At 64.8% G+C, this 12,162-nt stretch carries 15 protein-coding genes and 2 pseudogenes; 3 read left to right on the top strand and 14 right to left on the bottom strand.

Going from position 1 to position 12,162, the window contains the following annotated elements:
• Nucleotides 1–27 precede the first annotated feature (27 nt).
• Entirely contained in the window at nucleotides 28–852 is an 825-nt protein-coding gene (locus tag ACV7NQ_RS32515; RefSeq protein ID WP_463363055.1) for an alpha/beta fold hydrolase, read from the bottom strand.
• A gap of 314 nt (nucleotides 853–1,166) precedes the next feature.
• On the opposite strand from ACV7NQ_RS32515, the gene ACV7NQ_RS32510 reads away from it, so the two are divergent.
• Both ACV7NQ_RS32510 and ACV7NQ_RS32505 read left to right on the top strand, forming a co-directional pair.
• Entirely contained in the window at nucleotides 1,167–2,015 is an 849-nt protein-coding gene (locus tag ACV7NQ_RS32510; RefSeq protein ID WP_463363054.1) for an NAD(P)-dependent oxidoreductase, read from the top strand.
• 107 nt (nucleotides 2,016–2,122) lie between these two features.
• Nucleotides 2,123–2,260, top strand: coding sequence for a DUF397 domain-containing protein (locus ACV7NQ_RS32505; protein WP_463363053.1), 138 nt, complete (start codon nucleotides 2,123–2,125; stop codon nucleotides 2,258–2,260).
• A gap of 8 nt (nucleotides 2,261–2,268) precedes the next feature.
• Here the strand turns inward: ACV7NQ_RS32505 and ACV7NQ_RS32500 are convergent, their stop codons facing one another.
• Nucleotides 2,269–2,514, bottom strand: coding sequence for a hypothetical protein (locus ACV7NQ_RS32500; protein ID WP_463363052.1), 246 nt, complete (start codon nucleotides 2,512–2,514; stop codon nucleotides 2,269–2,271).
• 379 nt (nucleotides 2,515–2,893) lie between these two features.
• Here ACV7NQ_RS32500 and ACV7NQ_RS32495 point away from each other — a divergent pair, with 379 nt between their 5' ends.
• Nucleotides 2,894–4,168, top strand: coding sequence for an IS4 family transposase (locus tag ACV7NQ_RS32495; RefSeq protein ID WP_463365544.1), 1,275 nt, complete (start codon nucleotides 2,894–2,896; stop codon nucleotides 4,166–4,168).
• 668 nt (nucleotides 4,169–4,836) lie between these two features.
• On the opposite strand, the gene ACV7NQ_RS32490 is transcribed toward ACV7NQ_RS32495, so the two are convergent.
• From ACV7NQ_RS32490 to ACV7NQ_RS32435, 12 genes and pseudogenes are all read right to left on the bottom strand, one after another.
• Nucleotides 4,837–5,199, bottom strand: a complete 363-nt coding sequence (locus tag ACV7NQ_RS32490; protein WP_463366127.1) for a P-loop nucleotide/nucleoside kinase family protein — start codon at nucleotides 5,197–5,199, stop codon at nucleotides 4,837–4,839.
• Nucleotides 5,200–5,215: 16 nt separating this feature from the next.
• Nucleotides 5,216–5,407: pseudogene (locus ACV7NQ_RS32485) on the bottom strand (NUDIX domain-containing protein); the annotation flags it as partial.
• A 97-nt stretch (nucleotides 5,408–5,504) separates the two neighbouring features.
• Nucleotides 5,505–5,807 carry a hypothetical protein gene (locus ACV7NQ_RS32480; RefSeq protein ID WP_364779013.1) on the bottom strand — a complete coding sequence of 101 codons (303 nt, stop codon included), beginning with the start codon at nucleotides 5,805–5,807 and terminating at the stop codon, nucleotides 5,505–5,507.
• Nucleotides 5,808–5,835: 28 nt separating this feature from the next.
• Complete coding sequence (locus ACV7NQ_RS32475; protein ID WP_463363051.1) at nucleotides 5,836–6,648, bottom strand: class I SAM-dependent methyltransferase; 813 nt, start codon at nucleotides 6,646–6,648, stop codon at nucleotides 5,836–5,838.
• Nucleotides 6,649–6,701: 53 nt separating this feature from the next.
• Nucleotides 6,702–7,532: a GNAT family N-acetyltransferase gene (locus ACV7NQ_RS32470; protein ID WP_463363050.1), complete on the bottom strand. Its 831-nt coding sequence runs from the start codon at nucleotides 7,530–7,532 to the stop codon at nucleotides 6,702–6,704.
• A gap of 11 nt (nucleotides 7,533–7,543) precedes the next feature.
• A complete protein-coding gene (locus tag ACV7NQ_RS32465; RefSeq protein ID WP_463363049.1) occupies nucleotides 7,544–8,227 on the bottom strand; it encodes an SDR family oxidoreductase in 684 nt (227 codons plus the stop codon).
• On the bottom strand, nucleotides 8,224–9,090 hold the full coding sequence (locus ACV7NQ_RS32460; RefSeq protein ID WP_463363048.1) for an NAD(P)H-binding protein: 867 nt from the start codon (nucleotides 9,088–9,090) through the stop codon (nucleotides 8,224–8,226). The genes ACV7NQ_RS32465 and ACV7NQ_RS32460 overlap by 4 nt, the downstream gene beginning before the upstream one ends.
• A gap of 16 nt (nucleotides 9,091–9,106) precedes the next feature.
• Nucleotides 9,107–9,286, bottom strand: a complete 180-nt coding sequence (locus ACV7NQ_RS32455) for a hypothetical protein (protein ID WP_463363047.1) — start codon at nucleotides 9,284–9,286, stop codon at nucleotides 9,107–9,109.
• A gap of 310 nt (nucleotides 9,287–9,596) precedes the next feature.
• Nucleotides 9,597–9,968: a DNA-directed RNA polymerase subunit beta gene (locus tag ACV7NQ_RS32450; protein ID WP_463363046.1), complete on the bottom strand. Its 372-nt coding sequence runs from the start codon at nucleotides 9,966–9,968 to the stop codon at nucleotides 9,597–9,599.
• 133 nt (nucleotides 9,969–10,101) lie between these two features.
• Nucleotides 10,102–10,356, bottom strand: a complete 255-nt coding sequence (locus ACV7NQ_RS32445) for a hypothetical protein (protein WP_463363045.1) — start codon at nucleotides 10,354–10,356, stop codon at nucleotides 10,102–10,104.
• A gap of 4 nt (nucleotides 10,357–10,360) precedes the next feature.
• The gene (locus tag ACV7NQ_RS32440) at nucleotides 10,361–10,699 is read right to left on the bottom strand and encodes a DUF6247 family protein (protein ID WP_463363044.1); all 339 of its coding nucleotides are present in this window, start codon (nucleotides 10,697–10,699) and stop codon (nucleotides 10,361–10,363) included.
• Between the two features lie 687 nt (nucleotides 10,700–11,386).
• A pseudogene (locus ACV7NQ_RS32435) lies at nucleotides 11,387–12,043 on the bottom strand (HNH endonuclease signature motif containing protein); the annotation flags it as partial.
• Between the last annotated feature and the right edge of the window lie 119 nt (nucleotides 12,044–12,162).

Raw genomic sequence — 12,162 nt, 5'->3', positions numbered from 1 at the left:
GATTCCCTCCAACGATTCGGCTTGGTGTCACGCCTTCAGAAAGGCGAGCAGGTCGGCGTTGACGGTCTCCGCCTGGGTGGTAGGCATGCCGTGCGGGAAGCCCTCGTAGGTCTTCAGCGTGCCGTTCCCGAGAAGCTGTGCGGACAGCGGGCCGGAGTCCTGGTACGGAACGATCTGATCGTCCTCGCTATGCATCACCAGCACCGGCACCGTGATCGTCTTCAGGTCTTCGGTGAAATCGGTCTGCGAGAAAGCGACGATGCCGTCAAAATGCGCCTTCGCGCCGCCCATCATGCCTTGGCGCCACCAGTTTTGGATGATGGCCTCCGACGCCTCCGCGCCCGGTCGGTTGAAACCATAAAAGGGGCCCGAGGGCAAGTCGCGATAAAACTTCGCGCGATTCGCCGCGAGTTGCGCCTGCATGTCGTCGAAAACTTTCTTGGGAAGGCCGCCTGGATTGGTCGCCGTCTGCACCATCAGCGGCGGCACCGCACTGATCAGCATCGCTTTCGCCACTCGGCTTTCGCCATGGCGTGCCAGATAGCGCACAACCTCCCCACCGCCGGTCGAATGGCCGACGTGCACGGCATTCCTCAAGTCGAGATGCGCCGTCAGGGTCGCAAGATCGTCGGCATAGTGATCCATATCGTGGCCTTCACCGGTCTGGGTCGATCGGCCGTGGCCCCGCCGGTCGTGGGCTATGACGCGATAGCCGTGCTGCAGGAAGAACAGCATTTGGGTGTCCCAGTCATCGGCTGATAGCGGCCAGCCGTGGCTGAACACGATGGGCTGACCCGTGCCCCAGTCCTTGTAGAAGATCTCCGTGCCATCAGCGGTGGTGATCGTGCTCATGTGACCTTCCTTCTTTGAAGACCTACCGAATGACGCACCGGCCCGCTACCGAAGTATGCCCGTTTGCACAGCCGCTTTCACATGTCTGTGTCTACAGCGGATTTTTGTAGATTCTTATCATCGAGTCACGACTGATCCGGCGCGCGCCCTATATGACTAGGACTCGAGATTCGTGGCCGGCGCGACCGAAGTGCCGGTAGACGCGGCCGCATACGCGTCACCGTGCGTCCAAAGGGCTCAGTATGCGGTAATGTCTCGGATCACGAAGTCGACATTACACCCGATCCCCGGGCACCTTGCCCCAGGAGAATGCCATGGCGATAGTCGGTTTTGTGGGCCTCGGGGACATGGGTTCTCGTATGGTGCCCCATCTGTTGCGCTCCAACCATCGAGTAATTGTCTTCGACGTCGTAGCGGACCGAGTTGATGGGATGACAGCGCTGGGGGCGGTATCGGCTGACAGCCCGGCTGTGGCCGCACGCGACGCGGATGTGGTGATCAGTGCCGTGATGTCCGCCGACATACCAGCGGCACATCTGGGACAGAATGGCATCCTCGCCGGAATGCGGCAGGGAGCAGCCCTGGCTGTTTCGTCGACGACGACCCCGGAGATGCTGCAATCGATTGCCTCGCACATGCCGGCAGGCGTTCACCTTGCCGACGCCCCGCTCATCGGAGGGGTGCGTTACGCGTCGGAAGCCGCGCTGACCGTGTTGCTGGCGGGTTCCGACGACGCGATGACCTTGACCGAACCGATCCTCGCAACTTTCGGGGATGTTGTTCGTGTCGGCCCGCTCGGATCCGGCGTCGCCTACAAACTGATCACCAATGTTGTCGTCATGGCTGCGGAGGCGGGGTTGCGCGAAGCCCTCGACCTGGCCGACATGCTCGGTGGTTCGTACCACACCACGCTCGACCTACTGGCCCGCGGTCCGATGGCGGCGGTGGTGAAGCGTGCGTTGGATCGCGACAATCCCCGCGCCCTGCGCGATTCGGCCCTTGATTTCGATGTGCTGGTGGCTGCAGGCGGAGAAGACAACCTGCCGATCTCGGCGGCCGGCCGTCGTCGGCTCTGGGCCGCTGCCGAAGCCGCTTCTCCACCTCCGGTTTTCGTCGACCTGACCTCCCACACCACAGCCCTTCCCAGGTTCCGCAGCGAATAGACGCCACTTCGGCCGCGCCGACTGTTCGAAGCTTTTGTGCTTGAACTGGCGCAGCATCAACGCTCCCCGAACTCGGAGGCGACAAATGTCTGAGTGTCGAGTATTCGGTGCCGCGGGTTGCTGTAGCGCTCGAGGATGCGCAGGGACGAAGAGAGAACGGGGCCCTGACCGGTCCGGCGCTGACATTTACCCCGGATGCGTGGGATGCCTTCACCGCAGAGTGTCGGCGCCGGCGGTCGTATTGAACGCTCTACTAGTCCCAATCGAAGAACTTGAACGGCAGTAGATGCTTGAACCATCCCGGAGGGATTCCCCAGCCCGGAGGGAAGAAGAAGTGCTTACTGTCCCAGCCGTGGTCCCAGTGCTGATCGACAGGGGTGGGGGCGTAGTTGGTGACCACATCGGCCTGGGCCGGCACGGTCACGGCGGTGACCGGAGCCACCGCAATCGCACCGGCAAGGACGGCCCGAGCCACCGTTTGCCTGGTCATTGCGAACATTGCTGATCCTTCTAATGATCCATTCAACTCGATTGCACCAGGGCTATCCCCGCGCAACGTGCGTGGAAGACTACTCGGTCGACTGCTACTGAATCAGCAGTGGAAATATGGGCCGACACATCCGCAGCACGGCGAATAGCACTGGCAGCGCCACAACCATAACCCCGCCAGATCCTTCCGAGCAATTGATCGCTGCCTTTATCCGGGGTTCCGGTAGCAATCGCCGAGAATCCAACGAAGTTCGGGCATATCCCCTGGTAGGGGTGATCTAGCGGCAATGCCACTTAGCTTGACGTGTTTTCGCAGGTCATCGGCATGATTGCGATGTAGTGCCAGCTGGTTGGTCTGTGAGACTGGTTGGTGTGGAGCGTTTTTGGGCGTGTCGGTGCCGGATCGTGTCGGTGCTGGGGTTAGCGTCGCCGACGTGGTGGATGTGGGTGCGGTGTCGTTGATCGATCAGGTGTCGTTGGGTGTGTTGACCGCTGTGGTGGACCGTGATGCGGTGGAGATGGCGATTTCCGAGCACGGCAAGGCGCCCAAGCGTCGTGGTGGGACGTTGCCGCCGCATTTGGTGATGTATTTCGTGGTCGCGTTGGCGTTGTTCGCAGGTGTGGACTACGAGGGGGTGATGCGGAAACTGGTTGGGCCGCTGCGGCTTTGGCGTTGTTGGGATCCGAAGTGGAGTTTGCCGACCTCGGGTGGGATCACCCAGGCCCGGCAGCGGCTGGGGTTCGAGCCGATGAAAACACTGTTCGAGCGGATCGCGGTGCCGGTGGCGTCGCGGCTGACCCTGGACGCGTTCTACGCGCGACGCAGGCTGGTCTCGATTGATGGCATGGTGTTCGACGTGGCCGACACCGAGGCCAACGCAACGGAATTCGGTAAACCGAGCAAGGGAGTGTTGCCACAGGCACGGGTGGTGACGTTGACCGAATGCGGCTCGCATGTGAGCCTGGGCGCGGTGATCGGGCCGGTCGTGGGCAAGGGCACCGGTGAACGCACCGCCGCGGCCGAACTGATCTGGTTACTCGAACCCGGCATGATGTTGGTGTGTGACCAGGGGTTCTACAGTTTCAAACTGTGGTGCCAGGGCGCCGACACCGACGCCGACCTGTTGTGGCGTCTCGGTGACATTATGGACCTGCCGATCGTGGACCGCCTCGGTGACGGCTCCTATGTGACACTGCTTTTCGCGCCCAAAACCCCGGCGAAAATGCGGGCCGAGCTGCTGGAGGCGGCCATAGCCGGGGAGGAGTTGGACTGGGACCGGACTCGTTTCGCCCGCGTCATCGAGTACGAGATCACCGACCGTGGCGAAGGCGGTGAGCTGATCTGCCTGCTCACCACCATCCTCGACCCGCACGAGGCACCCTCGCTGATCCTGGCCGAGGCCTATCACCAACGCTGGGAACACGAAGCCGCGAACAGGCAAATCAAGACGCAGCTCCGCGGCCCCGCCAAAACCCTGCGCTCGCAAACCCCGGACATGGTCCGCCAGGAAATATACGGATTCCTCATCGCCCACTACGCGATCTGCTCGCTGATCTGCCGGGCCGCGGTCGAGACCGGCATCGATCCCGACCGCGTGAAGTTCACCCAGACCGTCCGACTCGCCCGCGACACCATCGCAGGCCCGGACGGTTTTTCCCCCTGACCGCCAACTCGAGCTCCACACCGAACTCGCCGAACAGATCACCGCAAAACGCCACCTCAACCCCCGCCGCCACCGCTCCTACCCCCGCGTCGTCAAACGCGCCAGACACAACAGCTTCCGAGTAAAACGCAAGGCAGACAAGGGAACCCGTCACACCGGACCCGCTACCATCCGGCTGGCCAACCAAAGCTGCATCACGCCGACACAACGACGACCATCCGCAAAACCGCCGGTCACAGCTCTATAGGGGGCGAGCTAAGCGGCATTGGATCTAGCGGTTGCGCCTCTTTGGACCCGGCGTCACGACCGATAGCACCCTCAGCTGCGGTTGCTTCGATATCCGCCCGATTTTCGGCGAGTACTACGGCGACCCCAACTGGCGTCCGAGGGTCGCTTCTCGGTCCCGGTGGCCCGCACGTTCCCGCTCGATGACTGGCGCACGGCCGCGGACTGAGCCAGTCCGGACAGGCACGCGGCAAACTCGTCCTACAGATCGGCTAGTGCCAGCGGAAAACTGCTCAATAAGCCGCTACCGGATGTTCTGGGCATGTCTCTGCTGCGACGGAGTCCGTTGAGCAGTTCGGCCAGTTGAGGGCTGATCGGGAGTTCGCGAGGTTCACCCATGATCATTTTCTGAACCGACGGGATTGAGCCGGGGCCGGTACTGCTTATCCAAAGAACGAGGTGGTCGGTGAGTGTATGGCGAATCGGGCGATGGCATCGAGGTCGGGCGTGTAGCCGTTGCTGGTGTCCACGGTCAGGGTCGGCACGTCCATGCTGACCGGCACGAAGGACTGCGTGCCGGTGTCGATGGCCGCGACGAGGCCGCTGTCGTCGTGGGCCTGCCTGTGGGGGTCGGTGTCGGCGCGCTGGGTGATGCGGTCGCGCACAATCGCGGTCGGTGCGATGCAGTGGACGATGCGGATGTCGGCGATCTCGGTCAGCGGCAACAGGTTCGGCCGCCACAGTTTGTCCTGGAACGCGGCTTCGGCGACCGCGCTGACACCGCTGCGGGCGAGCAGGGTCAGCACGTCGAAGAAGGTGTGCAGGACAGATCTCCACGATCGTCAGGCCCGTCTCCTCCCGTATCGCTCGGACAGCGGCTGCTGCGGGCATCTCACCTGGCTCGACTTTGCCGCCGGGTAGATTCCAGTACCCGAAGTGGTCACGGACCAGCAAGACCTGACCCACGGGGTTCACGACAAATACTCGGGCGAACGCGATCTGATGCGCACTCACGGCAGAACTCCTTCGTTGATCAGTCGCACGCGCTGCGCGGGTTCAGACGCCGTGGCCAGGGCGGCGGCCAACAGGTCCAGTACTGGCAGGGTGGCTTTCACTCGGCGGTGATCCAGTGGACCTCATGGATTACGCCGTTCTCGATCAGGTAGCGGTCCATCTCGAGGTCGAAGATCGTCTGCGGATCGTTGCGATCTACTCGGTACTCGCGTGCCTGCACGCGCCCGTCCTCGAGGGTCCGCACGTTGGTGTAGCGGCGGATCCCCAGCGGTGTTTCGAACTCCTGGTACATCTTCCACCCGGCCTCGGCGGTTTCGCCTCGCATCTCGGCTGCTCCGAGCTCGAACAGACGCTGTTTCTCACCCGGCTCGAGGTCGTCGAACGGGTCTGTCTCGTCCATGGTCGGATCCCTTCGATCTAATTTCTACTCAGCAGTTTCCGGGGGAGCGCTGGGACACTGGGGTGGTTTCGGGTTTCAGTGCGATCAGATGGGCGAAGCGGGCCGTTTCGAGGTAGGGGTGTCGGTCGGCGAGCAGGTTCTCCAACCGCAGCAGTTCGCCGAAAAACTGAGGGTCGTGTTTGGCCTCGTCGTCGCTGATCAGATCGCATACCGCGCGCACCCCGTAGCGGACCGGTCGGCCCAGGCCTGCGGTGATCATGTCGGCGGCCAGCTCGGTCGCGGTGATCGCGTCGACCTCGACGTTGTAGGTGAGTGCGGGCCGGGTTGGGGCGTCCAGCAGCCGTATCGCCTCGGCGAGCTCCCCGCGCCGCACGGCGGCGATCAACGGGTCGCTGGCGGGGTTGGGCACGAGCACCGACAGCAAGCCCCCGGGCGCCAGGACCGACACCATCGCCGCGAGCACTTCGGCCCGGCCGGGCACGTATTGGAGCACGTTGTGGGCCAGGACCACATCGAACGATCCTTCTGCCGCGACGCCGGCCAGGGCTTCGATGTCGGCGAGGCGTGTCTCGAGCAGTTCCGTGCAACCGTTGCTTCCGGCCAGCGTTATGGCCTCGTCGAGTGATGCCTGGGAGGTGTCGACGATCGTGACGTGGTGGCCCAGGGCTGCCAGGTGCAGCGCGTCCAGGCCGTTGCCGCCGCCGACGTCGAGGACCCTCAGCGGCCGGTGCGGTAGGTGGCGAGCGAGGTTGGTCGCGACCTGCTCGTAGCGCAATCGGCCCCACGGGGTCTCCTGGTAGCGACGGAATGCATCCAAGTGCCGATCGAATTCCGAGACCATAAGGCCCTTTCTACGCGAAAGTCGCTGGTGGTGAACACGAATCGGCGGGCCCGTCAACGGAGATCGGCAGCGCCGAGCACGTCGATCGTTTCCGACCAGGGCCGGGTGGGGGTGCGGGGATCGTCTCGGTGCAGGGTGGCGATCCAGCCATCGGAGAAGCCGCCGTCAGGGCGCAGGCATAGCCCGCGCACGCGGCCCTCGAATCGGAATCCGTTGCGCCACGCTGTTTTTGCCGAGGCCCAGTTGCCGACAGCGGCCTGCCAAGCCATCAGGTGCTGCCCGTCGTGCTCGAAGGCATGGTCGAGGACCAGGCCCAGCGCGATCGACATGAGGCCGGCACCGCGAAAGGCGGGGTGTAGCCCGTATCCGACTTCGGCGGTGCCGTGGCCGGTGGGCCGGTAGTCGATTGTCCCGGCGAACGCGTACTCGCCTTCCTCGCAGCGGGTGGTGATCGCCCAGAATCGCGGCGAAACGGCGCCGGGCTGGGCCCAGCTGCTGCGGGCGAGGTCGAGTAGCTGATGGGCGTGCTCGAGGTTGTAGGGGCGGGGGATGCGGGTGTATTCGAGCATTGCCCGGTCGTGGCACTGCTCGACGATCGCCGGAATGTCCTCGGCTCGGTGACCGCGCAGCACGACCATGCGGTGTGCGTCGGTGAGGATCGGGGCCGCCGCGGGTGTGCTGGCAGTCCAGGATGCGAGCGCGTCGGCGAGTTGGCCGGCGGCCTGCGGTGCGCTGATCGAGGTGGTGTCGATCACGAGATCGGCTGCGGAGGCGAGCCATTCGCGGCGGGCGTCGGCGAAGGCGAGCGTGTGTCTGCCGCAGGCCTGTTGACGTGCCGACCGAACGCGGCATCTGGCGGTGGTCGTCTTGTGGCTGGGACTCACTGCGGCGGCTGCTACCAGGGCACGGGCTGGTCCTGGTAGTTGAGGAATTTCAAGCCCTGTTCGCCACGGTGGCGTTCGATCGTGTCCACCACGCCTGGGATGGACTGGTCGATGGTCAGCGGTGCGGTCGTTCCGGCGAGTTCGGTGAGGACGTGGCCGGGGCAGATGAGCAGCAGGGTGTGCGCGGCGTCGGGGTATCGGGCGGCGTAGCTGCGCATCAGCTGGTTCAGGGCGGATTTGCTGGCGCGGTAGACGTCCTGACCGCCGTTGGTGTTCAGGCTGATGCTGCCCTGGCGCGAGGACATGACGCCGATTGTCCCGGTCGGCGCGACCAGCGAGCGGAAGGACTCGACCACGCGCATAGGGCTCAGTGCGTTCGTGACCATGACCTCGACGAACATGTCCGCCGGGACATCGCCGATAGGAATGTTGCCCCGGGTGATGGCAGCGTTGACGAACAACAGGTCGAGGGTGCGTCCGGCCAGGCGTTCGCGCAGCGCGGCGACCTGTTCCTGCTGTGTCATGTCCAGCGACTCGACTCTGACCCGGCCCCCGGACGCCTCGGCCAGGTCGTGCAGGCCGGTGCGCCGAGTGCCCCGGACGGTTCCGATGACGTCCCAGCCACGGCCGGTGTACTCGGTGGCCAGGCCGAGTCCGAGGCTGCGGGATGCTCCGACGATGAGCGCTGTGCTCATGCCCGGACCGCCGGCACGAGGACCTGTTCACACCACTCGCGGAAGGTTGTCGGGCCGGTGGTGGCAGGCGTGCGCCGCACGCCGTCGTCGAGGCCTTCGTCCTTGGCGCGCATCATGTCGATATAGCCCTGCACGGTCGCGTCTGCTACGCCGCGTGCGGTGAGTGCGGCGCGCAGGTCGTCGAGTGACTGCCGCGCGTAGCGGACCGGGCGGCCGAGCACCTCGGACATGATGTGTGCCATGTCGTCCGGTGAAAGGTCCTCCGGCCCCAGGACCGGGACCTCACCCGTTCCTGTCCACGAGCGGTCGAGCAGCAGACCGGCCGCAGCCGCGGCAATGTCGCGGGTGGCGACGATCGGGTCGGTGCGGGCGGCGGCGACGGTGTCGGTGAACACGCCGTTGTCGCGGATCGAAACCACTTGCCGCAGCAGGTTGTCCATGAATGTCGGATTCGCCAGCGCCCGGTAGGCCACGCCGGTACTCGCGATGAGGTCGTCCATGGCCAGCGACGCGGTCACCTGACCGGCGTGGCCGGCGACGGGAGTGCCGCGACCGAGCGCCGAGACGCCGACGACATGTCCGACGCGGTGGGTGGTGAACGCCTTCGCCGCGGCGCGCGTGAACCCGGAATACACCGCGTCCAGGCTCGGTGCCCGAGGGTCCGGCGGGACCAGCCAGAACACGGCGTCCGCACCGGCGAATGCCCGGTCCACGACGTCGGTGTCGCCATGTGAGCCGGTGACGACATCAACGCGGGCGCGGACCGTCTCGGGGAGTTTCCCGGGGTCGCGCACGATGACCGCACCGATCCGCAGCCGGTAGCGCGGCCGGAGGCGTTCGAGATATTGGCTGCCCCCGGACACCGAGTATGGGCCTGGGTCAGGGATCGAGGAATAAGCGCTCGCATGGCAAGCGACTCAATTCGGTTGTGTCGCCGGGGAGTACGTCGACTTCGTCGGCGTGGTGGCGGGCCTGGTGGTCTTGGATAAAGAGCAGGGCGGCGGTCAGGCAGGCCGCGAAATCGAATCTTGCGCCACACAGGAAAATGCTGAGGTGCACGTCCGGCTCTTCGGGGCGCGGGGAAGCGGCGGCGCCTGTCACCGCTCGCTATCCCATCGGGCTGCCTCGGGGTCGACGACTCTGTTCGGTGCGGTTGATCGGGTCGGCGCGGTCGTCGACCACGCGAACACCGATCCACGGGCAGCGTCCACCGATCGTTCGCTCGTGCTCAGTGAGCTTGCCGTCGACCAACCGAACCCATGTCGCGCAATGCCGTGACGGACAGGCGACCTCGGTCAACGCGTTGGTGCGCGGGTCGAACTTTCCGAACCCGCAGTGCGACCACTTGATCCACGGTCCGCAGTCGCAGTCACCCATGGGTCACCGCCCGGCGCTTTCCCGGGCCGAGGCACGCGCGGATCGCGTTGAGCACCACGGCACCTGAAGGCCGGTACATGCAACGGGGTGGCTCGACCCAGCGCCGGAATTCCACGCGCTGGTCGGTGGGTGACGGTAATGCGATGGTGCCGCCCTCGCGGACAACCGAGACGTTGAGCCGGAACAGTTCGGCGAACAGGCTGTCCTCGTCGGGCAGGTCCGGCCGGATGAGATAGGTCCATCGGATCGAGCGGGTGTGCGACAGGATCGGGCCGAGATTGGTTGTATGGCACTGCATTTCGACCTTCACCGCTTGCCCCAGATGTGCGGGCATCATCAGGGCCCACACGTGAGTAGCGGGCATGACGATGCGACCCAGGTGTGGATGATCTGGGTCAGCGATTGCGTGGTAGCGGACACCACATCTGCCTGCAGCGGATCCCCGGCACCGACAAGTACTACGCCTAACCTGGGCTACTTCTTTCCAGGGAGGTGTCTCAGCCGACCCAAGTCACGCTGACGACGACCACGCGGCGTTCCTGTTCGAGGACCACGTACACCGCGAGGCCCTCACCGCCCTGGCCGAAAACCATCCGGCGCATGTTGGCATCCGGGTTGTCTGCCCGGTAGGGCGGGCCCGCCCACGGAGTCAGCTCCAAGAAGGCGATGAGCTCGGCGTAGAACACCAGCGCATCATTGGGGATGCCGTCGACCTGTTCCCGGGCCTCGGGAACGATCTCGTAGGAATACATCGGCCTACGAGCCGAGTTTGGCGTTGATCTCTGCTCGGTGCGCGGCCGCCCCGATGGTGGTGACATTCCGGCCCTGCTGGAGGTCCGCGACCCGGGCGAGCATCCGGGTGTGAGCGTCGGCACCGTGGCGTTGGGTGATCTCGGCGACCTTGCGGAAAGTTTCCAACACCGCCAGCACGCCCGTCAGATCCAGGGACTGGGCTGCGGTCGCCATCTCCTCGGCGTAGTGGCGCTCGAACTCCACGCGTTCGGAACCAACCAGGGCATCACGAATTGCGCGCGGTGTGGATGGCGCCAATAGCGCGGGAAGCGCCGACGACCTGGACGACTCTGGTGACGCCATGCCAACATCATAGCCTTGCCATACGACCGCATCGGGGTCGTTCCCCACACCATCCAGATGAGTCGAAGCTGGGGGCTACCTGCCTCCTCATCGCCGCGCGTAAAGGTCCTGGTGGTAGAGCAGCAGGCCGACTACTGCGTCGTTGACGGTGTTCCAGGGTCCGCGGTTGGTGATGAGGTTGCCGTTGTCGTTGACCGCCTGCCAGCGGCCCCGCCCGCCGCTAACCTTGACCTGGCGTTCAGAGGTACCTGTAGGGGTCGCTGACCCGGTATCCGCCGGCGGGGTCGCGCTCGACGGTGACCAGCTCCGGATCCGGAGCTCCTGCCGGGGTGCGCTTCCGCTGGGGCCCCGTGGCAGCCGGGGGGTTTTCGTCGGCTTCCTGTGGTGTGGCGTCTTGGTCGTGGTCGCGAGCGCCGACGAGTTGTTCACCGACACTTCCGGCCTCGATCTCGTCGTCGTCGCGACACCGGACCCAGCCGAAGCATGGTCGCGATCGTGAAGAACATTCGAACGGCAGCCGTTCCCACCGATGTGCGGGCCTCGAGCCCGGAACGGATCGCCACCTAGACACGTCGGGGCGAGGCGGGTCCAGCCGTGCCGGTCGGCATCGCCGATACGAGTGTCAGTCGGGTTCGTTTATCACCCGGGTTGTTTGTCAGGTGGGTTGTTTGTCGGGTGGGTTGTTTGTCACCCGGGTTGTTTGTCGGGTGGGTGGTGTTGGGGCGCAAGGTATTCACTCGGATGGTGAAAATGGTTGATCCGAGGCGTTTGTTTCGAGTCGATAATCTCGGGTGGGATCCACTGCGTACGGCCGGGAGTCGGATGGTCGGCGGGTGCGGGGACGGTACTCCACTGCGTGTCGCTGCTGCCGATGAGCCGGTGATGCGGTTCGCACGCGAAAGTCAGCCGGTCGGCGTCGGTGCCGCCGCCGTGCGCCCATTCGTCACGGTGATGTGTTTGGCAGAGGTATCCGGGTTTGCTGCATCCCGGGTGAGTACAGCCGATATCGCGGGCATGCAGGATGATTCGCTGATCAGCCGACGCGATGCGTTTGGTCCGACCCAGATACAACGGCCGCCCGTCACAGTCATCGAAGATGGCGAGGTAGTGGTAAGCGTGGGCAGCCATCCGGATCAGGTCATGCATCGGCAGCAAACTCCCACCACCAGTGACCACCGGTGGACCGGAAACCAACAACCGGTCCGAACCACCAGCCGGATCCGCTTACCCGACAGCATCTTCCAAATCCTGCAACGACGTGGTGGCCACCACCGACACCGGTAGTCCACGATGCTGCCCCAGATCCCCGGAGGCGAGCATCGCACGCACCACGGTCTTGAGAGCGGACGGCGCCGTTCCTTTGGGAGCGGCGTCGTTCGGCATTTCGGGGAGCGGTTTCGACGTCGCGAGTTCGGTGCATGGGGTTGCTCGAGCCGTCAGTGCAGCGGAGGATTCTTCCTGGT

It is taken from the genome of Nocardia sp. Tas62D01 (genome assembly GCF_055232035.1).
This window is presented reverse-complemented; position numbering and strand designations above follow the sequence as displayed.

Coding starts and splice junctions, on each gene's coding strand:
- ACV7NQ_RS32445 (WP_463363045.1), bottom strand. CDS start 10,356: ATGTATTCCTACGAGATCGTTCCCGAGGCCCGGGAACAGGTCGACGGC.
- ACV7NQ_RS32450 (WP_463363046.1), bottom strand. CDS start 9,968: ATGCCCGCTACTCACGTGTGGGCCCTGATGATGCCCGCACATCTGGGG.
- ACV7NQ_RS32510 (WP_463363054.1), top strand. CDS start 1,167: ATGGCGATAGTCGGTTTTGTGGGCCTCGGGGACATGGGTTCTCGTATG.
- ACV7NQ_RS32500 (WP_463363052.1), bottom strand. CDS start 2,514: ATGTTCGCAATGACCAGGCAAACGGTGGCTCGGGCCGTCCTTGCCGGT.
- ACV7NQ_RS32475 (WP_463363051.1), bottom strand. CDS start 6,648: ATGGTCTCGGAATTCGATCGGCACTTGGATGCATTCCGTCGCTACCAG.
- ACV7NQ_RS32480 (WP_364779013.1), bottom strand. CDS start 5,807: ATGGACGAGACAGACCCGTTCGACGACCTCGAGCCGGGTGAGAAACAG.
- ACV7NQ_RS32465 (WP_463363049.1), bottom strand. CDS start 8,227: ATGAGCACAGCGCTCATCGTCGGAGCATCCCGCAGCCTCGGACTCGGC.
- ACV7NQ_RS32440 (WP_463363044.1), bottom strand. CDS start 10,699: ATGGCGTCACCAGAGTCGTCCAGGTCGTCGGCGCTTCCCGCGCTATTG.
- ACV7NQ_RS32515 (WP_463363055.1), bottom strand. CDS start 852: ATGAGCACGATCACCACCGCTGATGGCACGGAGATCTTCTACAAGGAC.